Source organism: Mycobacterium sp. smrl_JER01 (genome assembly GCF_048513595.2).
Lineage (GTDB): Bacteria > Actinomycetota > Actinomycetes > Mycobacteriales > Mycobacteriaceae > Mycobacterium.
In genome coordinates this window covers 1384818-1405711 of sequence record NZ_JBLXXK020000001.1, presented here as the reverse complement: position 1 = coordinate 1405711, position 20894 = coordinate 1384818, and the positions used below count along the sequence as shown (strand labels likewise).

Genomic DNA, 20894 nt, shown 5'->3' with positions numbered 1-20894 from the left:
TCGTTGTCGGAAGTGGTTTTCTCCGAACAGCGTTGCCATCCGAACGGCGTTGCCATCCGAACAGCAGGGCCATCCGAACAGCAGGTGGCTATCCGAGCAACCAGTCGTTGGGCGAGAACAGTTCGCAGTGCAACTGGCTGCCCGGCACCGCCCGATCAAGGAGCTGACCACGTAGCGCCTGTACGAATCCGCTGTTCCCGCAGAGGTATACCTGCGCATCCGAGGGCAGCTCCACGAGCGCGAGATCCATCAGCCCGGCATGCGCACCCGGCGTCCCCGCTGTCCGACCGTCTTCGTACCAGACGTCCAGTCGCGCATCAGGCAATGCCGCTACCAGCTCATGCTGCCGCTCCCGCAACGGATGCGCACGGTCGTCGCGGTCGGCGTGCAGGACCCGCACCGCAGTGTTCGGCGCCGAAGCGACCAGATACTCCAGGATCCCGATCATCGGAGTGATGCCGATCCCTGCCGAGATCAGAACCACCGGCTTGTTTGCGTCCGGAGCGGGTAGATCACCGAACGGCACGGTGACGTCCAGGATGTCGCCGACGCACACATTGGCCGCAATCCACGACGACACCTCACCGGCCGGGCCGGCGGCGACCGCCTCGACCGGCTTGACAGCGAAGGTCAACCCGTCCTGCCCCGAGGCGTTGACGAGACTGTACTGACGGAGCTGACGAGCGCCGTCAGGCAGTGTGACTCCGACCGAAACATACTGTCCCGGCGCAAAACCGCCGAAGGGTGCGCCAAGTGCACGCACCGTGACGAGCACCGCACCCGAGGGATCGTCCACCCTCGACACCACCCGGGCACGGCGGTACACGTCGCCGTCGGCCACTCCGGCGCTTCGGTAGAGATCGCGCTCCAGCTCGATCAGCGTATCCGCCATGATCCAGTACACGCTGTCCCAGGCTGCCGCCACATCAGCGGTCACAGTGTCGGCGCCGAGCACCTCGACGATCGCGGCGAACAGATGTTCGTGCACGATGGGGTACTGGTCGGCGGTAACCCCGAGCGACGCATGCTTGTGCCCGATCCGGGACAGCAACTCGGCCGGGTGCGGCAGTTCCGGGTCCACCAGATGAGTGGCGAACGTCGCGATCGACGCAGCCAGCGCACGCTGCTGGGCGCCCTGGGCCTGATTGCCGCGGTTGAACAGGTTGCGCAGCAGCTCCGGATGGGCGGCGAACATCCCGCGGTAGAACTGCGTGGTGATCTCGTCGATGTGCGCCCCGATCAGCGGGAGGGTCGCGGAGACGAGTCGTGCGTGCGCGGGTTCCAGTTCCCTTGGGGCGGTATCGCGTTCGGCGGGGGCGACGGTCATCGGGTGTCCTCTCGAAGGTGGTACCCGTGACGTTAGTAATTCCGCATCTGGGATGCGACTTTTAGGGACGTGCCGTCAAACACGTCACGACGTGCGGATTTTAGACCTGCGAGAACGCACGTGACGTGCCCGCGGGCCGGTCGAGAAGCGGCGTCAGACCGGGTCGAACGCCGAAATCATCCACGTCCCGTCGACCTTGGTCAGCGTGACGATCACACTGCTGGCCGTCATCGCCGGCTCGGGCCTGTCCTGGCTGCTGGTGGTCTGGTTCAGGAACACCAGCACCTTGGCTGCATCCGGCTGCAGCTCGATGACGCCGGCGCGCACGACAGAGGCTTGGGCCGAGATGCCGCGATCCTTCACGGCGGGAGCCACCACATCGTCGGTGAACGACGTGTAGTAATCCAGGAATCCCCCGGTCAGCTGCGACCGGGCTTCCGCCAGGTTGCCCTCCAGGGTGTCGGGGGCATACGACAGCAGAGCAACGGTGCCGGCCGAAGCGGCGTCGACGACTGCGGTGCGGGCCGCCTCGCCGATCCCGGCGTCAGGCCGGTACTGGCCGAAATATAACGTCGCGGCCAACGCGATCGACGCCGTCAGCAGCGCCGCGATCGTGATCGAGCGCCAGCGAGCCCGCAGGACTGCGCCGAAACCCCGCCGCGACGCGGCGGGCTCCACCTGCTCCGCGGCGTCCGCGGCGGGCTCCACCTGCTCCGCGGCGTCCTCGGCGGGGTGCGCTTGCTCCGCGGCGTCCTCGGCGGGCTCCTCCTGCTCCGCGGCGTCCGCGGCGGGGTGCTCGTCCGACGTCTTTTCACGGACTTCGCCGGGCGACGGGTCGACGGTCATGGCACGAACTCCACTTTCGACATCTTGATCTGGTCGCCGTCACGCGCGACGTTGACACTCAACCGCCACGACCGCGGATCGTCCTTGGCTCCGGCGGCGTTGGTTACCGTTGTCGCGGCGGTGACCAGCACGACCGCAGAGTCCGGCGTCATCGACTCCACCGCGGCCGCGGTCACCTGCGCCTCAGTGGTCACCGCCGCATCCTGGGCGACCTTGACGAAATCATCTGCCGCGGCCTCGAAGTCCTCACGGAACTCGCCGGTGGACACGTCGAGGATGCGCTGCACGTCTGCCTGGGCATCACCGAAGTCGATGGACAGCAGGGTCACCACCACCTGCCTTGCGGCAGCACTGAATTCCGCGGAAGCCTGCTCTGTCTGCATCATGGCACGGTGCTGCCAGGTCATGTAGCCGCTCGCGGCCAGCAGCGCTGCCGTACACCCCACCGCGACGACACCGGCCACGGTGCTGCGATGCGGCCACCGCCAGCGGCGAGACGGCGAGCCGTTCGGCTGCTCCCCTTCGGCAACATCGGCCACGACCGGCTCGTCGGCGTGCTGACGAAGCCGGATGGCCGCTGCGCGGGCACGTGCGGCGGCGGCGCGCGCCTCGGCCTCGGCCGCCTCCGCTTCGGCCAGTTCGGCCAGCAATTCTCGATCGTCGTCGGCCAGATCGGCACCCTCGACGGGCTTGCGTGATTCGTCGGACGTCACGCCCATCCTCTCTTCGGCCGGCCCGCGGCGCCGGCCGTATTCACCAGTGGCGCATCGCGCACAGCGCACCCTTCGGACCGCTGTTGCTGGCGACAACCACGCCGTCGACCGCCAGTTCGCACCGGAACTGCGGGCTGATCGCCGCCAGCCCGCTGGTCGCCGTCACCATAGCCCACCGATTCGGGTCGGCAAGGAAGGTCTCGAAGACCCAGGGTCGATCCGGTCCGACCTCGACCACCGCCCGGGGGCTGAATACGTAGGGATTGTGGCTGTAGTCCGCCCACGTCGGCGGATCCGCTTCGCGGTAGTAGATGTCGGCCGACACCGGCTCTTCGGCGGTGACGCGATAGCTGATGTGGTGCAGCGGCGGCTGGGCGTGGGCAGACGCACCGGTCCCGATCCCGATCCCGATCAGGGATCCGGCCAGCATCGGGAACACGAGCGCGGGAGCAGCCGCGCGCAGAGCGCTACGCATTGTCCCCGGGCCTCCAGATGGCGGCGCCGTCGGTGGAGACACAGGTCAGGAACAGCCCATCGGGAGCCTGCGCGACCCGATTCTCGTAACCGGTGCAATTGGCGCCCAACTCCTTGATGCCCATCATCGACGGTGACCGGAAGTAGCGCGGCTCATAACGCCTCGGCGATCCGCAGAACACCAACCGGCCCCACGACGTGGTGGCGAAGACGTAGCGAGAGGTGTCCGCACACGGGGCACCCAGCACCACCCCCGGCGTGATGCCCGGGACACAGTAGGGATCGTTGCAGTGCACCGGATCCGGCGCGGGCTGCGCCTGGGCCGGATGGACGGCGGTCGTCACCGCAGCCAGCACTGCCGCCACCAGAACCGGGATCGATCGCACCCTGCCACTGTGACACGAAGAGGGCCGTCGCGGGGCGAAAATGTCGAGCTGGTCTGTGAATTCGCTGTCGGACAAGCCGGTGAAATGCTACTGTCGGTCGCTTCGGTAGGGCCGCCCGGCCGCATACGATGAGGAACAGCGCATGCAGCGAAGAACCGTAACTCTCATCGCCGCAACGATATTGGGTGCGACAGTGGGGGCGACGCTGTCCGCTCCCCCGGCGGCCGCCAACCCGGACTGGGGACTCAACGGCACGTATGTCGCGACGTCCAACGGTGAATGGGCACGCAAGAACGAGATCTTCTTCGACCAGGCCAGCATCCGCAGCACCTGGACCATCACCACCGACTGCAGCTATCCCGGCGAGTGCACCGGCACCGTGACCAGCGACTGGGGCTGGTCGGCGCCGATCTACCAGAAGAGCGGCGTCTGGTACGTCAAACGCGCACTGGAGAATTGGGTCCCGTGCCCGGACGGGACCGCCGCCCCCGGCCTGGGGATCTACCGCTTCCGGCCGACCACCCCGGACGGCACCGCCACCGACCCGTCCTCGACGACACTCGTCGGCGAGGATCAGGCCACCGGAGTCAGCGGCGCCTGCGGGATCAACAAGTCGGTGTTCATCAACATGCCGTTCAAGCTCGTCAAGCAGAGCTGAGTCTCATTGCGCTACTGAGCTGGTAGCGCTACTTCGGCAGTAGCAACTCCTCCCACGTCTTGGCCGGCGAGGCCAGATCGGACTGGTTGTACACGCCGCCGCCGGGCGCGGCGTACTGACCGGTCTCGGGGTCATAGGTGGTGACAGCCACGGGCGGCGGACCAGCCGGGGCAGGCGGCGGCGGTCCAGCCGGGGCCGGCATGGGCGTGCCCGCGATCGGCCCGAAGATGTGGTCACCGAAGTCGACCCGGTCGTCGGGAGGAATGCCCTGGGACACCAAATTGGGGTCGAACGGATACGGACCGAGCGCGTGCTGGCGCAACGCGATCGGCTCGTAAGGCCGGTCGCTCTCGCAGATCTCGACCGTCGGAGCCCGCTTTCCCGGTTGCCCCATACACGGATAGTTCCGGGCGCCACGCACGGCGATCGGTGAGTCCTGGGGAAGCTTGCAGTACAGCCCGTCGGGGGTGTCGACGTCGCTGAGGTCCTCCGGCGACCGCCACGACGACGGCGGCAGGAAGCCCACCGTGCACGCCGGCGGATCGTTCATCGTCACGGTGAAGTCGCCCAACGCCATCCCGGTCGGGTTGTTCTTCGGCGCTCCGAAGGACTGGGTGGACGCCAGGTACGGCGGCAGTAGCACCAACAGTTGTTCCAGTGATGCGTTGTAGGTGAGACCCACCTGGCCGACGGTGGTCAGGTTGGTCAGCAGCACCGGCAGCGTCGGACGGACCTGGTCGAGCAGCGCCGAGACCTCGTTGGCCGCGCCCGGCCCGCTCTGCAGGATCGTGCGCACCTGCGGGTCGTCGGCGGCGACCTGTCCGCTGACGCCGGCCAACGAGCCGGCCCACGTGCGGATCGCGTCCGCGGTCTCAACCTGTCCGTCGAGCAACGGGCGGCTGTCGTCGAGCAGCGTTCTGGTGTTGTCCGCGACCGCGTTCGCGTCGGCCGCCAGTCGCGACGACGAGTCCAGCAGCGAGCCGAGGTCATACCCGGCACCGTCGAGGCCCTGGAACGTCTCGTCCAGTAATGCCTCCAGCTGACCTGACGGGATGCTGTCGACCAGTGCGCTCACCCGGTCCAGCATCGGACCGACGGCCTGCGGGATCGACGTGCTCTGCACATCGATCACCGACCCGTTCTCCAGATAGGGGCCGGATTCGGTGCGGGGCCGCAGGTCCACGTACTGCTCGCCGACCGCGGACACGCTGCGCACCTCGGCCTGCAGGTCGGCGGGCACCCGCGGCGAGGTGGACAACGACAGGGTCGCCTCCGCCCCGTCCCGGGTGGCCCGCACGTCGGTCACCTTGCCGATCTCGACGCCGCGGTAGGTGACATTGGAGAACCGGTACAGCCCGCCCGTCGAGGGCAGCTGCATCGTCACGGTGATGCGACCGATGCCCAGCAGTGTCGGCGCCTGCAGGTACACGAAAACCATGGTGCCGATACCGATCACCGATGCGATGGAGAAGATGATCAGCTGAGTGCGGATGAAGCGGGTCAGCATCAGTTGCCACCCGTGGCGGCGACCGCGGGATCCACCAGCGGAGGCGGAGTCGCGACATCGGCGGGCGGTGGCGTCAGCGGCATGTGCAGCGGGTCGTAGGTGTAGGACAGGTACCACGGATCACCGGGGGCGGGCACCAGGGTGGCGCCTTCCTGGCCCCACCGGGTACCCAGGAACAGCGTGCGTTTGAGCCGTGAGATGGTGAAGTCGAACTGGATGAACTGATTCATGTAGTCACCGCGGATCGCGCGGTCGATGAAGTCCTGGGTGTACGGGTAGGTCGGCAGGTAGGCGATCGCGGTCGCCAGGTCGGGGCCCACGTCGGCCAGCGCCTTGATGGTGGGCTCGAGATTGTTCAGGTTGCGCACCAGGTCGTCCTTGGAGTCGGCGAGCAGCCCGGAGGCAGTGGTGCTGAGGCCGCCCAGCTTTTCCAGTGCGGTGGTCAGTCGCGGACGCTCGCGGTCGAGTACATCGAGCGCCGGTGGGATCCGTTGCAGCGCATCGGTCAGCACACCGCGCTGGGCGGCGAAGGTACCCGCGACCCGGTTCAGCGCGGAGATGGAGGCGTTGATGCCGTCGCGCTGGTTGTCGAGCATCGCGACGACGGTGTTCAGTCGGCGCAGCAGATCGCGGATCTGATCTTCGCGGCCGTTGAGCGCGGCGTTGAAGTTCTGCACGATGTCGCCGATCTGGGTCAGGCCGCCGCCGTTGATGACCACCGACAGCGACGACAACGTCTGCTCGGTCGACGGATAGGTCGATGACCGCGACAACGGGATGGTCGCTCCCGGCGCCAGTCTGCCGGCCGGCTCCTCGCCCAGCGGTGGATTCAAGGCCAGATGCATCGACCCCAGCAGGCTGGTCTGACCGACGGTGGCGACCGCGTTGGCCGGGACCGCCGTGCCGGGGCGCACCGACACCTCGACGTCGGCATGCCAGTCCTGCACCGTCATCCGGCCAACCGTGCCGACCACCACGTCGTCGACCAGGACCGGCGAATTGGACTCCAGCGAGCCGACATTGGCGATCTGGACCCGATAGGTGACCGCGTCGGCCCCGGTCCCGACGGTGCCGGGAAGCGCCAGCGAGTTCAGTCCCTGGAACGTGCACCCGGAGGCCACAACCGTCACACCCATGACCAGCGCACCGATACGCAGTCGGGCCCGGCTCACGGCGCCACCCCCGGCTGAGGTGCTTCAGCGGGCAGCAGCAGGTCCGGCAGGGTGGTGGGACCGGGCGCCGGCAGGGCCGAGGAGGCTGCCGGAGCCGGCGGCACCCCCGGGGGAACCGGCGCACCGGGGTACAGCGCCGGCGACGGGTTGGCCGGAAGCCCGTGCGGCGCATAGGCGCCCGGCGGCCGGGACGGGTCGTACCAACCGGGTGGCGGTGGCTGATCCCCGATCGCGGTGTACGCCGACACCGCGGGCGGAAGTTCCATCGCGCCGGGCGGCATACCCACCCCGCCCGGGGCCAGCGCGGGATCGGTGTAGTGCAGGTTCTCCGGGCTGGGCGCCTTGGCGAGATAGGAGTTGAACGGGAACGGCAGATAGTTGAAGTTCAGCAGGCGCAGCGCCGGCCCCAGGTACTGCGCACAGATCCGGGAGGTCTCCGAGGCCGTCACGTTCGACAGCGCCCCGATCGCCGAACAGACCAGCGAGACCGGGTTGGCGAGGTTGGCCAACGCGAACGCCCCCATGGCCGTACCCGTGTCGGGGTTGTAGATGTTGTAGCCGTTGGCCAGTGCGTTCGGCGCGGCATGCAGCACGTTCTTGAGCGCCATGCTGTCGTCCGACAACACCTGGGTGACCGCGCCGAGCCGCTGGATCTGCTCGGCGGTCTGATCGCGGCTGCCCGCGACGAACCGCCGCACCTCACCGATCGCCACCGAAAGGTTGTCCAGCGCGGCGTCGAGATCGGCCCGGCTGCCGTCCAGCACGCTGGTCAGTGATGCCAACCGATTCTGGAACGCCACGATCTGAACATTGCTGTCCCGCAACGCGGTGACGAACACCTGCAGGTTCTTCACGACGTCGACGATGTCGCCGCTGCCGTCGGCAAGAATGCGGCCCGCACCCGAGAGTTGCGCGATCGCCTCCCGCAACCTGGCCCCGTTACCGTCCATCGCGTCGGCGGCGGTGTCGATGAAGCGACCCACCGCCGTCGTCGACACCGCACTCGAGGGGCCCAGGTCGGTGGCCAACCGGGTCAGCTGTTCCTTGATCTGATCCCACTCGACCGGAACCGCGGTGCGGTCCTGCCCGATCTCGGCACCGTCGGACAGGGTGGGACCACCGGGCGCCTCACTCGACCCGTAGGCCGGGGTCAGCTGCACATAGCGGGCCGCAACCAGATTCTGGGCGACGATGACCGCCTTCGCGTCCGCGGGGATCGGCACATCGTGGTCGATCGCCAGCGTCATCCTGGCCCTGGTGCCCTGCGGTTCGATCGAGCGGATGGTGCCGACCGGCACGCCCGCCACCCGCACCTGGTCCCCGGGATAGATGGCGGTCGCCGAGCTGAAATAGGCCACGATGGTCTTGGGCCCGAAGAAGGTCTGCCGGACCACGAACGCCGTCCCGGCGACCAGCAGCGCCACCAGCGCGACGATCAGCACGGCGCGCATCCCGGCGGGCACCCGCGGAATCCACTGCCTGTTGGCGGTCATCGTCAGCCTCCGGGGATTCCGTTGTAGGGGAACGGGAATTCGGCGCGTGGGCCGGCGTTGTCGGGCGGTTGTCCGGCGTCGACGCCCCGGCGGTAACCCAGCGCGTAGTCGAAGAACGGCTGCAGCGTCTGCATCGGGTTGAGGTTGGCCACCATCACGTTGTAGTAGAAGCCGTTGTTGATGGCTTCCCCCTGGGCGAGTTGATATTTGGCCAGGCCGGTGAGCGCCTTGGCGATGTTGTCACTGTTGCGTTCCAGCATCGCCGACACGGTGTTGAGCCGCTCCAGGGTGGGGGCGAGTTCCTGCTCGTTGTCGGCGACCAGGCCGGTGAGCTGTCGCGCCACCGCCGAGGTGTTGGCCAGCAGGCTGACGATCTCGTAACGGCGCTGCTGCAGAACAGCGAGCAGGTCGTCGGCGTTGAGGATCAGCGTGTTGAGCTGATCGCTGCGTTCGGAGAGGATTCCGGTCACATCGGCCGCGCTCTCCAGCAGCGCGCCCAGCGATTGATCGCGACTGTTGAGCGACCGCGACAACTCGGTCAGCCCGTCGAAGGTGGGCGCCAGTTGAGGCGAGATCCGCTCGATGGTCTCCGACAGGGTGTCCAGCGAGCGGTTGACCGCGGCGGTGTCGGTATCGGCTGTGTTGGAGGAGAACTCGCCCAGCGCATCGGTGAGCGAGTAGGGCGAGGAGGTCCGGGTCACCGGGATCACCCCGCCAGAACCCAACTTGGCGTCACCGGCCGGATCCAGTACCAGCATCCGTTCACCCAGCAGGCTGCCGGTCCGGATGTGGGCGGCGGTGTACTCACCGAGGCGGACCTTGCCGTCGACGACGAACGTGACCTGCACGCTGCCGCCGTCGAGTGCGACGTCGGAGACCGTCCCGACCGTGACCCCGGAGACCTTGACCTCGTTACCCGGCGACAACCCACCGGCTTCGGTGAACACCGCGTGATACCGCACCGAGGTCGCCATCGACCACAGCTGCTGCGGCTGCAGGCCCACGGCGATGATCAGCGCGATCACCACCACGCCGATGAAACCCGAACGGGCCAGGGAAGTTCCGTCATATTTCAGCATCAGGGCTCGGCACACCTTCCGGTGTTCTGAACGATCCAGGGGAAGTAGGCGGTGCGGCCCTCCAGGTCGGTGACACGGACCGACATACCGCACAGGTACTGGTTCACCCAGCTGCCGTAGGAGCCCAATCGGACCAGCTTGCGATAGTTGGCCGGCGCTTTCTGCAGCATCAGGTCCAACCGGGCCAGATCGGTCTCGTTGGCCAGCAGCGGGGCAGTCCGGTTCAACTCGTCGATGGTGCCGGCCAGCGGCGCCCGGGCCTGCCCGAGCAGATCGGCCAGTGAGGCGGTGCCGTCGTCGAGGGCGGTGATGGCCTCTCCGATCGGGTCACGGTCGGCGGCCAGACCGGTGGTGAGCCGCTCCAAACCGTCGATGGCCGAGGAGAATTGATCACCGTCGTCGGCGATCGCCTCCAGTGTCTGGTTCAGGTTGTCGATGAGCTGCTGCACCGTCGCGGAGTTGTCGGCGATCGAGTTGGCGAACGACGAGGTCCGCGCGAACAACGACTCCACCTCACCGCTGTTGCCCTGCAGAATCTGGATCAGCGAGTTGGTCAGTGCATTGACGTCCTGCGGGTTGAGGCCCCGGATCACCGGCTTGAGCCCGCCGAGCAGCAGATCCAGATCCAGCGCGGAGGCCGTGCGGTTGCTCTCGATCCGCGATCCCGGCGGCTGGATCGTCGTCGGTCCGGGCTCGTCGACGAGCTCGAGGTAGCGGTCCCCGACCAGGTTGAGGTAGCGCACGGCGGCGGTCGTGGCGGTCGTCAACCGGATGCCGCGGTCGGCGTCGAAATCCACCACCACCGAGTTGTCCGGTTGCAGTGCAACGCTTTTCACGGTGCCGACCCGGATCCCGGCGACCCGCACCGAATCCCCCGACTTCAGACTCGACGCATCGTCGAACACCGCCGAGTAGCGGTTGACCGGGCCGGACCGATACTGCGCCAGGATCGCGAACAATGCGGCGCTGAGCAGCACCATCACCACCGCGAAGGCGCCGAACTTGATCGATGTCGACCGCACGCTCATCCGGGATGCCCCACCTGTGCGGTGTTGCGCGGTGGCCCGTCCAGCGGGCCGTAGAGCATCTGTTTGAGACCGTCGGAATTGAGCAGGATGCCCTGGTTGCCGTACTGCGCCGGGTTGGCGCCGATATCGGCGACGACGAACTGCGGCCGCTCCTGGAAACCGATGGTCGGCAGGCCCTGACAGACCGGGCCACCGGTAGCCGCCACCTTCGGCAGGTTCGCCGGGTAGCGGTACCGCTCGCTACCGAGGAAGAACGACTGCAGCAGCAACACCCCGGGCACCGGGGTGCCCGGCCCCTTGGCCAGCACCGTCGCGCCTTTCAGCCCACAGTTCAGCGCCTCGTGATACTCGCTGGTCAGGTCGGTGGTGGGGACCAGCAGGTCGAGCACCTCGGTGATGGCGGCCCGGTTGCCGCCGATCACATCGGTGCCGATGTCGGCCAGCCCGATCGCACTGACCAACAACGCATCCAGGTTCTGTTGCTCACCGACCAGGGTGTCCGAGATCCGGGTCGCGTGCTCGGCCACGGCAAGCAGGTCCGGCGCCGCATCGGCGTAGGCGTCGAGTGCCTGCGGTGCGACAGCGAGCTCATGCTCGAGGTTGGGCAGGCTGGGATCGATGGCGGCCAGGAACGTGTCGATGTCGCCCAGTGCACGGCCGAACTGCTCACCGCGGCCGTCGAACGCCGAGGCCAGCGCCCCCAGCGTCTGGTTCAACTTGGCGGGTTCGATCTTGGCCAGCACCGCGGACAGCTGCTCGAACACGGTGTTGATCTCCACCGTGACGTGGCCGGCAGCGAGTACCGCACCAGGCTGCAGCGACGCCGTCGAGGGCTGCGGCGGCGGCACCAGTTCGACGAACTTGGCGCCGAAGACCGTCGAAGAGGTGATCTCGACTGCGACGTTGTCAGGGATGAGGCCGAGCTGCCCGGGATTCATCGCCAGATGCAGTGCAGCCTGTCCGTCTGGCAGCGCCTCGATCGAGGACACCGTGCCCACCTGCGCGCCGTGCAGCTTCACCTCGGCGTCGGGGTTCATCACCAGACCGGCGCGCGGCGAGAGCACCGTCACCGGCACCGTCGCGGTGAAGCTTCCGCGGAACAGACCGATCGCGACCACCACGACGCCCACCAGCGTCGCCACCGTGACCAGGCCGACCACCGCCCGCCCCGTCCGTCCGCTCACCGGCACTCCCCTACCCAGCCAGATCGAAGTTGCCGTTGGTGCCGTAGATGCACAGCGACACCAGCAGGGTGACCGAGATGACGACCACCAGCGAGGTGCGCACCGCGTTGCCGACCGCCACGCCGACCCCGGCCGGACCGCCGGCGGCGAAGTAGCCGAAATAGGTATGCACCAGCAGCACCGCCAGCGCCATCAGCACGGCCTGCAGAAACGACCAGAGCAGGTCGATCGGGTTCAGGAACGTGGAGAAGTAGTGGTCGTACAGGCCAGCGGACTGACCGAACAGCATGACGGTGGTGAACTTGCTGGCCAGGAAGGACAGGATGACCGCGATCGAGTACAGCGGGGTGATCGCGATCATCCCCGCCGCGATGCGGGTGCTCACCAGGTACTCCACCGGACGGATCCCCATCGACTCCAGCGCGTCGATCTCCTCGTTGATCCGCATTGCGCCCAGTTGTGCGGTGACACCGGCGCCGAAGGTCGCAGCGAGCCCGATTCCGGCGACCACCGGGGCCGAGATCCTGACGTTGATGAACGCGGCGAGGAACCCGGTGAGGGCCTCGATGCCGATGTTGCCCAGCGAGCTGTAGCCCTGCACCGCCAGCGTGCCGCCGGCGGCCAGCGTGAGGAAACCCACGATGACCACCGTGCCGCCGATCATCGCCAGAGTGCCTGCCCCCATGCTGATCTCGGCGATCAGCCGGACGATCTCGCGCCGGTAGCGCACGACCGCGAAGGGAACACCGGCCAGCGCCCGCAGATAGAACAGCGTGTGGTCGCCGATTCCGGCCAGTGCGGCCACCGGCCGGTCCAGTTCCCGCGTCAGGCGGGGATACACACCGCGAAGTGCCATCGTCGTCCCCCGCTATCCGGTCGTCATCCGGATACCGATGGCGGTGACCACCACGTTGACGACGAACAAGGCCATGAACGCGTACACGACGGTCTCGTTGACCGCGTTGCCCACCGCTTTGGCGCCCCCGCCGCTGATGGTCAGGCCCCGGTAGCACGCGACCAGCCCGGCGATCAGCCCGAACAAACAGGCCTTGACACCGGAGATGATCAGTTCGGGCACCCCGGTCAGCAGGGTGATGCCCGCGGCGAACGCGCCGGGGTTGACGTCCTGGATGAACACCGAAAACGCGTAGCCGCCGAGGATCCCGATGATCACGACGAGGCTGTTCAGCAACAGCGCGACCAGTCCGGACGCGAGCATGCGCGGTGTGACGAGCCGTTGCACCGGATCGATACCCAGCACCTGCAGCGCGGCGATCTCTTCACGGATGGTGCGCGATCCGAGATCGGCACACATCGCGGTGGCTCCCGCGCCGGCAACGATCAACACGGTCACCAGCGGACCCACCTGGGTGACGGCGCCGAACGCGGCACCGGCGCCGGAGAGGTCGGCGGCGCCCAACTCGCGCAACAGGATGTTGAGCGTGAAGCTCACCAGCACCGTGAACGGGATGGCCACCAGCAGCGTCGGTACCAGCGCAACCCGTGCGATGAACCACGACTGGTCGAGGAACTCCTTCCATTGGAAGGGCCGCCGGAAGATGAACTTGACCGCATCCACCGACATGGCGAAAAGTCCGCCGACGGCCTGGAACGGCCCGGACAGCCCGCCGGAGAGAGTCGGTATCCCCGACGACCAACGGTCGGCGGCTTTGTTCACCATTCGTCGGCAACTCCTCTGCACCTGACCGTGGACGGGGCGAGCATGTGTGCGTCTCGGGCGGAATTTGACCACATCGAACGCGGCCCGGGTGTCAAAATTGCCGCATATAGACAATTTCGCCACAGTGTCAAGTACGGGCCGACGAGTTTGGACGTTCCACGACCCGGTGACAGACACCTTTGCCAGACTGTGGGTCAGCACATCCGGGAGGCATTCGATGGTCAAGACCGCGGCCCGCACTGTCCTCACGCTGGCCGCCGTCGCGGCAGCGATGCTGTGCGCACCGGCCGCGCACGGCGGCGTCTTCTACGGCAACTACCAACTCGTCATCCCCGATCGCTACGACTTCCACACCTGGGCGTGGTCGGTGTCCAACTGCAAATCTGCAGCCCCGGACTGCGTGCACGTCAACGCGATCCCGATGCCGATCGCCAAAGCATTCGAGTACCGCGCCGACGCGCATCTCGCCGACGGCCGCTACACCCTGACCGTCGATGTTCCCGACGGATTACGGTGCGGGAACGTCTATTACGGACCCATCATCGCCACCCGAGACGTCTACTCCTGGGATGCAGTGACCCTGCAGGGCACCTTGGAATCGTCGTTCGCCGCGGGCTGTGACGGCGCACCTGGCGGCACCCTGACCTACCCGATCACCCTGGTCCGACTCTAGGACCGGGCGCACCGCACATCAGCCGATGAGCAGACCGTGGGCGGCGGCAAACCCCATCGCCTGTTCGATGTCGATCCTGGCGCCGCGCAGCTTCGCCGTCGTCCAGAACGACGGATCGGTGCGCGCACCGCGCAGGTCGGCGTTCTCCAGGCGGACATCCTGCACGCGGGCTCCGGTCAGGTCGGCGCGGACCAGCACCGCCTCACGCAGGTCGGCGCCCACCAGGCTCGCCTCGCGCAGCCGACAGTCCGACAGATCGGTCTTGCGAAGATCCACGCCCGCCAACACCGCCAGGGTGAAGTCCGACTCGACCACCGTCAACGGTCGCAGCCGGCATTCGGTGAAAGTCGAGCCGAGGAAGCTGCAGTGCCGGAACACGCTGTGCCACAACGATGTACGCCGGAACGTACAGTTCCGGAAGGCCGATCCGACATGCTCGGAGTCCGACAGGTCGGCGCCGGTGAAGTCGCATTCGGTGAACAGCACCCGCTCGGTGCGCAACCGGCTCAGATCCTCGTCGCGGAACTGTTCCCCGGTGAACTCACGGTCGGTTTCGTGGGTGTCCATTCAGCCGGTCGGGGCCATCCGACTCAACGCGTACTCGGTGACGGTGATCAAGGCCTGCTTGGCCGACTCCCGGTCACGGGCGTCCACGGTGATCAACGGCACCTGCTCGGACAGCGCCAACGCGGTACGCACCGCGCTGAGCGGGTGGCGCGGCCCGCCGTCGAATTGATTGACCGCCACCAGGAACGGCAGGTTGCGCGCCTCGAAGAAGTCCACCGCGGCAAAGCTGTCGGCCAGTCGCCGGACGTCGACGAGGATGATCGCGCCGATCGCCCCGCGCACCAGGTCGTCCCACATGAACCAGAACCGCCGCTGTCCCGGCGTGCCGAACAGGTAGAGCACCAGGTCCGCTCCGAGGCTGATGCGCCCGAAGTCCATCGCGACCGTGGTGGTCGACTTGTCCGGGGTGGCCTCCAGACCGTCCACCCCCTGCGAGGCCGCGGTCACCAACGCCTCGGTACGCAACGGCACGATCTCCGACACGGCGCCGACGAACGTCGTCTTGCCGGCGCCGAAGCCGCCTGACACCACGATCTTGGTCGATGCCCTAGAGCGCCCTGAGACCACGCAATGTCCTTCCGATGAGTTCTCGTCTTTCCTCGGCCGTCGCGGCTTCACCGAGGGTGGCGTGTACCCGCACATAACCCTGCATCACCAGGTCGCCGACGAGTACCCGCGCCACGCCGAGCGGAAGTGAGAGATGCGCGGCAATCTCGGCGACGGACGGACGTTCGGCGCACAACGCCAGGATCTGGCCGCGGACGTCGGTGGCCGGCCAGCGCGACGGCCCGCCGGCGGCGACCACACCCACCGGCGCCTCCAACGGTAGCTGCACCGTCGAATCCGTCCGTCCGGCGGTCAGCGTGTACGGGCGCACCAGATTCGGTTCGGCGGGTTCCCCTTCCGGCTTGTCGTGCGCGCCCATCGCAGGCTCACGAATGTTGGGGGCTGCGCCGCGGCGACTGCACCACCGCACCGACCCGCTCGACGAGAATCGCCATCTCGTAACCGATCTGACCGATGTCGCAAGTGCGGGCCGCCAGCGTCGCCAGACTGGACCCGTCGCCGACCCGCATCAGCAGCAGATAGCCGTTCTCCATTTCCACCACGGACTGCAGCACCAGACCGCCGTCGAACAGTTGCGCGGCGCCGCTGGACAGGCTCGCAAGCCCGGATGCCACCGCGGCCAACTGGTCGGCCCGCTCCCCCGGAATGTGCTCGCTGGCCGCCATCAGCAGACCATCGGCCGAGACCAGGATGGCGTGTGAGACCCCCGGTACCTCGCGGGCGAACCGGGCGACCAACCAGTCGAGCGAAGACATCAGCTGTCGGAACCTCCGGTTTCCTGAGCTCGCCGGCGACCGGCGTGGACGCCGCCGAAGTGGCTGCCGATGCTGGTGCGGACCGCCTCCGGGTCGCGTGCGGCCGATGCTACCGGCCCCGCGTCGGCATGACCGGGCACCAGTCGCGCCCCCGGCCGCCGGACCGGCAGACCCTCCTCGGTGCGGTCGAGCACCGGCGCGGACTCCGCCGCCGCGGCCGCCGACCAGCCGTGATCCCACACCGACTTCCAGTTCAGGTCAGAGCTGTGCGACAGCTCGTGCGGGTCGACCAGCCATTCCGAGAGCATCTTCTGGTAGATGCTGTCATCGGAGTCCGAGTCCGAGCGACTGTCGGAGCGGCTGTCAGTGTGGGTGTGGGTGTCGGTGTGGGTGTGGCGGGCGCGACCGTTGGCCGCGGGTACCGGGGCGGATGGGGCCGCAGCGGCAGCCGGCGCGACAGGGGCAGCCGGCGCGGCAGGGGCAGCCGGCGCGGTTCGCGGCGCGAAGAACGCGGCGACGTCGCTGGCGCCGGGCTGACGCCGCGGCAGTGGCGACGACACCGGCGACGACACCGGCGACGAAACCGGCGCCGGGACCCGCTCACCGACCGATCCGACCTCGGGTACGGGCGTCTCGCCCATCACCGCGCCGGCCGGTTCGGCGATCACCGCGGTGGGCGCCCCGGAGCGGGTCGGCCGGCCGTGCTGCGCGGGTGCGGTGTGGACCAGCAGGCGCGCCGGGACGTACACGCCGGCGGTGGTACCCGAGTCCGCCTGACCGGCGACCGTGCTGCGCAGCCGCACCACCAGACCGTGCGCCGCCGCGAGACGGCCGACGACGAACAGCCCCATATGCCGGGCGGTGTACGGGTTCACCTCACCACCGGACTCCAGCCGGGTGTTGGCCACCCGCAGATCCGATTCGGTCATTCCCAACCCGGTGTCGCTGACCTCCACGACCAGTCCGTTGTTGGCGGTCGGCACCGCCGACACCCGGACCTGCGCGGTCGGCGGCGAGTAGCGCAGCGCGTTGTCCAGCAGCTCGGCCAGTAGATGCACCAGGTCACCGGCCGCCGACCCGTCGATCTCCACGTCGGGCAGGCCGGCGCTCACGACGCGGGCGTAGTCCTCGACCTCGGAGGCGGCGGCGTTGACCAACGCGGTGACCGGCACCGATTCGGCCTGCTCGCGCGCCACCTGCGCTCCGGCCAGCACCATCAGATTGGAGCCGTTACGGCGCATCCGTGCAGCCAGATGGTCCAGCCGGAACAGGCTCTCCAGCCGCTCCGGGTCGTCCTCGTCGCGCTCCAAGCGGTCGATGAGGGCGAGCTGTTGATCCACCAGCGACCGGTTGCGCCGCGACAGGGTCTCGAACATGTCGGTGACCTGAAGCTGCAGCCGCGCCTGTTCACCGGCGAGCATCACGGCCTGCTGGTGCAGTTCGTCCACGGCATGAGCGACCTGGCCGACCTCCTCGGTGGTGTGCACCGGGATCGGCTGAACGGGGAACTCCTTACCGTCGCTGCGCACGTGCTCGACCTCGCGGGCCAGATCCTCGTGAGCCACCTTCAGCGCGCTGTCACGCAGGGTCCGCAACGGCCCCACCATCGAGCGGGCGACCAGCGTGACCAGGATCAGTGCGGTCAGGATCGCCGCACCCACCAGCGCCGCGTCGCGAATCGCGGCGGCGCGGGCATCGTCGGCCTGCTGCGCCACCGTCGCCGGGATGTCGTCGGAGGTCGCCGCGATCACGCCGGCAGCGATGCGGTCGGTGATCCGCTGGGAGTCGAGCAGCTCGGCGTTACCGACGAGCTCGGTGGCCGGCTCGGACAGCAGGCTCATCCGGTTGACCATCTCCGAACGCAGCGCCGTGGCCTGCTCGGTCGCGCCACCGAGATAGCTGCCCATCGCGGTCACGGTCGCCGGCTCGGTGCCCGCGATGGTGACCAGCGCCGATCTCAACAGCGGTTCGGGCAGTTCGGAACCGCGGTTGACCAGCATCCGCTGCATGGCCATCTGACCGCGAGCACCGACCGCCCGGGACAACGCCTCGGCCTCGGCGCGCACCTGTTGGTCGTCGACGCCCACCAGACCGGTGATGGCGGTCTCCGCGGTGATCAACAGCGGGACATACGTCATCACCCGGGTGCGCAGATCGATCGAGTCGGCGGTCACCTTGTCGAGCAGGTTCTGCCCGTAGTCGAGCAGCGTGTTGGTGGCCAGGCGGACGCTGTCGTCGACCGGGGTGACGTCGAGCAGATGTGCCAACTCGGACTTGCTCGCCTCGAACGCGATCAACGCCTCCCGGGTGTCTGCACCCTCGGTCGCGGTGACCATCGCCGACTCCAGGTCGGCCATATAGTCGGCGACGGCGGGCACCATGGCGGCACGGTCGGCGGCGTGCCCGAGCTGCACTGCCTCGCCGGCGCCGGCATAGATGCGCAGTCCACCGAACAGGCAGGCCAGCAGCAGCGGCACCACGACGATGGCCAGTACCTTCACCCGCACGGGCCAGTTGGGCAGCGCCCAGCGCGCCGGACGCGCACGGGTCACAGATCGAGGATCGGTCATACGGCTTCCTGACGATGGCACCCCGACGGGGCGGACACGGCGGCCTGGCAATTTGACGAGTATGCCAGCCCCGAGTCCGGGCTTCCACTGTCGGCACTGAACAGGTAGAGCCCGCGGGTACCGCACCGGCGCCCGAACCCCATTGCCAGCAAACCTGTTTCGGCGACGGCAGGAGCTTGTCGACCGAACCGGTAGACGATTGTTACTGCTCCGAGGCCCGCAGGTCGGGCCGACACGGGAACAATTGCGAAGGTACGTCGCGTGAGAAATGCGTCACATTGGGTAGTGTTGTATTCACAACCGGAGGTGCGAAATGGTCCGCAACGGCGTGGAGGTGGCCACGCTGGCCGATGCCTCCGAAATCGGTGACTCCCCCTTGATGCGAGCGATGAGCAGCGAAGTGGTCGATGTCGACACACTCGCCGGTCTGGTCTCCATCGCCAGCTACGAAACCTGCTTGGACTGAACCGTTCTCCGCAGGATCGCGACGAGGAAGTCCGAGCCTGCGGTGAACGGGCGCAGATCCCAGCTGGACAACAGCAGATCGGGCTCCAGCCCAGCCCGGCGGGCGTCGTCGAGGAACTCCGCATGGTCGTAATCGCGCCCCGCACCGAAGCCGATCACCGCCCGCCCGTCAGTTGTCAGGTGGGCATATAACCGTTCCAGCACCGGGACGCGGGTACTCGGGGCGAGGAACGTCATCACGTTGCCGGCGGACACGATGACGTCGAACGGTTCGGCGATGCCCCGAGCAGGCAGGTCCAGCTCGGCGAGGTCGCCGACGAGCCACCGCGGACCGGGATGGTCCTGCTCGGCCGCCGCGATCAGCGCCGGGTCCACATCGACGCCCACCACCTGATGACCGGCCGCCGCCAGATGGCCACCCACTCTGCCGGACCCGCACCCGGCGTCGAGGATGCGTGCACCACGTGGCGCCATCGCGTCCACCATGCGGGCTTCGCCGGCCAGGTCGTCACCGGCGCGCGCCATCGCCCGGAAGCGCTCGATGTACCACTGCGAGTGCCCGGGATCGGCCTCGACTTTCCGCATCCAGATGCTCGTTTCGACCATGGTGGCATTATCCCGGTGTGTTCAAGGTGCTGTTCTTCTCGCCGCGCATCGCGCCCAACACCGGAAACGCGATCCGGATGGTGGCCGGCACCGGCTGCGAACTACACCTGGTCGAGCCGCTGGGCTTCGACCTGTCCGAACCCAAGCTGCGCCGCGCCGGCCTGGACTACCACGACCTCGCGTCGGTCACCGTGCACCCCGACCTGGACACCGCGTGGGCGGCGGTGACACCGGCACGGGTGTTCGCGTTCACCGCACACGCGGCCGAGTCCTTCGCCGAGGTCGCCTACCGGCCCGGCGACGTGCTGATGTTCGGTCCCGAGCCGACCGGCCTGGATCAGCACACCCTGTCCGACCCGCACATCACCGCGCGGGTGCGGATACCGATGCTGAGCGGCCGGCGCTCGCTGAACCTGTCCAACGCCGCCGCCGTCGCCGTCTACGAGGCGTGGCGTCAGCACGGCTTCAGCGGCGCGGTCTGAGCCGGCCTACCAGGTGTCCCAATGGGTCAGCTGCTCGGCGGGCAAGCGCTTGGCGGGGCGGAAGTCGGTGCCCTTGGTGTAGGCGATCGGGAACAGCCCGGCCTGGCTGTAGTCGTCGAACGGGATGCCGAGGATCTCGGCGGCCCGCCGTTCACCGTCGCCGAGCAGGTGCAGGGTGGTCCACGCCGAGCCCAGTCCACGGGAGCGCAGCGCCAGCATGAAGCTCCACACCGCCGGCAGCAGCGAACCCCAGTAGCCTGCGCTGGCGCCCGACACCGTGTCCTGCGGCTTGCCCTCCAGACACGGGATCAGCATCACCGGCACCTTGTCGAGATGTTCGTTGAGATACCTGGCCGAATCCTCGATACGTGGCCGCTGCTCGTCGCGCATATCGCCGAGTGTCGGCTTGGCCTGGTCCAGATAGGGCGTGGCGTTGGTCCGGTAGATCTCGGCGAGCGCCTTCTTTTTCTCCGGGTCGCTGACGAAGATCCACTGCCAACCCTGACTGTTCGACCCCGTGGGCGCCTGCAGCGCGATGTCGAGACATTCCATCAGCACCTCTCGCGGTACCGGCTTGTCGAAATCCAGCCGCTTGCGCACGGAACGGGTGGTGGTCAGAACTTCGTCGGCGGTCAGGTCGAGGGTCATTGCCCGAGACTAC

Annotated in this window: 24 protein-coding genes; 4 read left to right on the top strand and 20 right to left on the bottom strand. The window is 67.9% G+C overall.

What is annotated here, in order from left to right; genetic code table 11:
* Positions 1-88: 88 nt before the first annotated feature.
* The 5 genes from ACNUDN_RS06725 to ACNUDN_RS06705 form a co-directional block, all read right to left on the bottom strand.
* Entirely contained in the window at positions 89-1327 is a 1239-nt protein-coding gene (locus tag ACNUDN_RS06725; RefSeq protein ID WP_419121224.1) for a globin domain-containing protein, read from the bottom strand.
* A 153-nt stretch (positions 1328-1480) separates the two neighbouring features.
* On the bottom strand, positions 1481-2173 hold the full coding sequence (locus tag ACNUDN_RS06720) for a hypothetical protein (RefSeq protein WP_419121223.1): 693 nt from the start codon (positions 2171-2173) through the stop codon (positions 1481-1483).
* Entirely contained in the window at positions 2170-2892 is a 723-nt protein-coding gene (locus ACNUDN_RS06715; RefSeq protein WP_419121222.1) for an Rv1363c family protein, read from the bottom strand. Before ACNUDN_RS06715 ends, ACNUDN_RS06720 begins: the two co-directional genes overlap by 4 nt.
* 34 nt (positions 2893-2926) lie before the next feature.
* Entirely contained in the window at positions 2927-3316 is a 390-nt protein-coding gene (locus ACNUDN_RS06710; RefSeq protein WP_419125040.1) for an Rv2576c family protein, read from the bottom strand.
* Positions 3317-3353: 37 nt separating this feature from the next.
* On the bottom strand, positions 3354-3746 hold the full coding sequence (locus tag ACNUDN_RS06705; RefSeq protein ID WP_419121221.1) for a hypothetical protein: 393 nt from the start codon (positions 3744-3746) through the stop codon (positions 3354-3356).
* Between the two features lie 142 nt (positions 3747-3888).
* Between ACNUDN_RS06705 and ACNUDN_RS06700 the strand changes: the two genes are divergently transcribed.
* Positions 3889-4404, top strand: coding sequence for an Rv2253/PknI dimerization domain-containing protein (locus tag ACNUDN_RS06700; protein ID WP_419121220.1), 516 nt, complete (start codon positions 3889-3891; stop codon positions 4402-4404).
* Positions 4405-4432: 28 nt separating this feature from the next.
* Here ACNUDN_RS06700 and ACNUDN_RS06695 read toward each other — a convergent pair whose 3' ends face one another.
* Genes ACNUDN_RS06695 through ACNUDN_RS06660 form a run of 8 tightly spaced genes read right to left on the bottom strand, consistent with a single transcriptional unit; the run spans position 4433 to position 13548 of the window.
* Positions 4433-5911, bottom strand: a complete 1479-nt coding sequence (locus ACNUDN_RS06695; protein WP_419121219.1) for an MCE family protein — start codon at positions 5909-5911, stop codon at positions 4433-4435.
* The gene (locus tag ACNUDN_RS06690) at positions 5911-7047 is read right to left on the bottom strand and encodes an MCE family protein (protein WP_419125039.1); all 1137 of its coding nucleotides are present in this window, start codon (positions 7045-7047) and stop codon (positions 5911-5913) included. The genes ACNUDN_RS06695 and ACNUDN_RS06690 overlap by 1 nt, the downstream gene beginning before the upstream one ends.
* Positions 7048-7079: 32 nt before the next feature.
* A complete protein-coding gene (locus ACNUDN_RS06685) occupies positions 7080-8576 on the bottom strand; it encodes an MCE family protein (RefSeq protein ID WP_419121218.1) in 1497 nt (498 codons plus the stop codon).
* A gap of 2 nt (positions 8577-8578) precedes the next feature.
* A complete protein-coding gene (locus ACNUDN_RS06680) occupies positions 8579-9655 on the bottom strand; it encodes an MCE family protein (protein ID WP_431959567.1) in 1077 nt (358 codons plus the stop codon).
* Positions 9655-10683, bottom strand: coding sequence for an MCE family protein (locus ACNUDN_RS06675; protein WP_419121216.1), 1029 nt, complete (start codon positions 10681-10683; stop codon positions 9655-9657). The genes ACNUDN_RS06680 and ACNUDN_RS06675 overlap by 1 nt, the downstream gene beginning before the upstream one ends.
* Complete coding sequence (locus tag ACNUDN_RS06670) at positions 10680-11867, bottom strand: MCE family protein (RefSeq protein WP_419121215.1); 1188 nt, start codon at positions 11865-11867, stop codon at positions 10680-10682. Before ACNUDN_RS06670 ends, ACNUDN_RS06675 begins: the two co-directional genes overlap by 4 nt.
* A 10-nt stretch (positions 11868-11877) precedes the next feature.
* Positions 11878-12723, bottom strand: a complete 846-nt coding sequence (locus tag ACNUDN_RS06665; RefSeq protein ID WP_419121214.1) for an MlaE family ABC transporter permease — start codon at positions 12721-12723, stop codon at positions 11878-11880.
* Between the two features lie 12 nt (positions 12724-12735).
* A complete protein-coding gene (locus ACNUDN_RS06660; protein WP_419121213.1) occupies positions 12736-13548 on the bottom strand; it encodes an MlaE family ABC transporter permease in 813 nt (270 codons plus the stop codon).
* A gap of 217 nt (positions 13549-13765) precedes the next feature.
* On the opposite strand from ACNUDN_RS06660, the gene ACNUDN_RS06655 reads away from it, so the two are divergent.
* Positions 13766-14221, top strand: coding sequence for a hypothetical protein (locus tag ACNUDN_RS06655; RefSeq protein WP_419121212.1), 456 nt, complete (start codon positions 13766-13768; stop codon positions 14219-14221).
* Between the two features lie 18 nt (positions 14222-14239).
* Here the strand turns inward: ACNUDN_RS06655 and ACNUDN_RS06650 are convergent, their stop codons facing one another.
* The 5 genes from ACNUDN_RS06650 to ACNUDN_RS06630 are packed head-to-tail and all read right to left on the bottom strand — an operon-like array spanning position 14240 to position 18680.
* Entirely contained in the window at positions 14240-14788 is a 549-nt protein-coding gene (locus ACNUDN_RS06650; protein ID WP_419121211.1) for a pentapeptide repeat-containing protein, read from the bottom strand.
* Positions 14789-15355, bottom strand: a complete 567-nt coding sequence (locus ACNUDN_RS06645) for a GTP-binding protein (protein ID WP_419121210.1) — start codon at positions 15353-15355, stop codon at positions 14789-14791.
* Complete coding sequence (locus ACNUDN_RS06640) at positions 15336-15713, bottom strand: DUF742 domain-containing protein (protein ID WP_419121209.1); 378 nt, start codon at positions 15711-15713, stop codon at positions 15336-15338. The genes ACNUDN_RS06645 and ACNUDN_RS06640 overlap by 20 nt, the downstream gene beginning before the upstream one ends.
* Positions 15714-15720: 7 nt before the next feature.
* Complete coding sequence (locus ACNUDN_RS06635) at positions 15721-16110, bottom strand: serine protease inhibitor (RefSeq protein WP_419121208.1); 390 nt, start codon at positions 16108-16110, stop codon at positions 15721-15723.
* Entirely contained in the window at positions 16110-18680 is a 2571-nt protein-coding gene (locus ACNUDN_RS06630; protein ID WP_419121207.1) for an ATP-binding protein, read from the bottom strand. The genes ACNUDN_RS06635 and ACNUDN_RS06630 overlap by 1 nt, the downstream gene beginning before the upstream one ends.
* Before the next feature lie 313 nt (positions 18681-18993).
* Here ACNUDN_RS06630 and ACNUDN_RS06625 point away from each other — a divergent pair, with 313 nt between their 5' ends.
* On the top strand, positions 18994-19146 hold the full coding sequence (locus ACNUDN_RS06625; RefSeq protein WP_419121206.1) for a hypothetical protein: 153 nt from the start codon (positions 18994-18996) through the stop codon (positions 19144-19146).
* Here ACNUDN_RS06625 and ACNUDN_RS06620 read toward each other — a convergent pair.
* Positions 19125-19751, bottom strand: coding sequence for a class I SAM-dependent methyltransferase (locus ACNUDN_RS06620; RefSeq protein WP_419121205.1), 627 nt, complete (start codon positions 19749-19751; stop codon positions 19125-19127). The genes ACNUDN_RS06625 and ACNUDN_RS06620 overlap by 22 nt on opposite strands.
* 17 nt (positions 19752-19768) lie before the next feature.
* Here ACNUDN_RS06620 and ACNUDN_RS06615 point away from each other — a divergent pair, with 17 nt between their 5' ends.
* Positions 19769-20233, top strand: coding sequence for a tRNA (cytidine(34)-2'-O)-methyltransferase (locus ACNUDN_RS06615; RefSeq protein ID WP_419121204.1), 465 nt, complete (start codon positions 19769-19771; stop codon positions 20231-20233).
* A 6-nt stretch (positions 20234-20239) separates the two neighbouring features.
* Here the strand turns inward: ACNUDN_RS06615 and ACNUDN_RS06610 are convergent, their stop codons facing one another.
* Entirely contained in the window at positions 20240-20881 is a 642-nt protein-coding gene (locus ACNUDN_RS06610) for a nitroreductase family protein (RefSeq protein ID WP_419121203.1), read from the bottom strand.
* Positions 20882-20894: the final 13 nt, after the last annotated feature.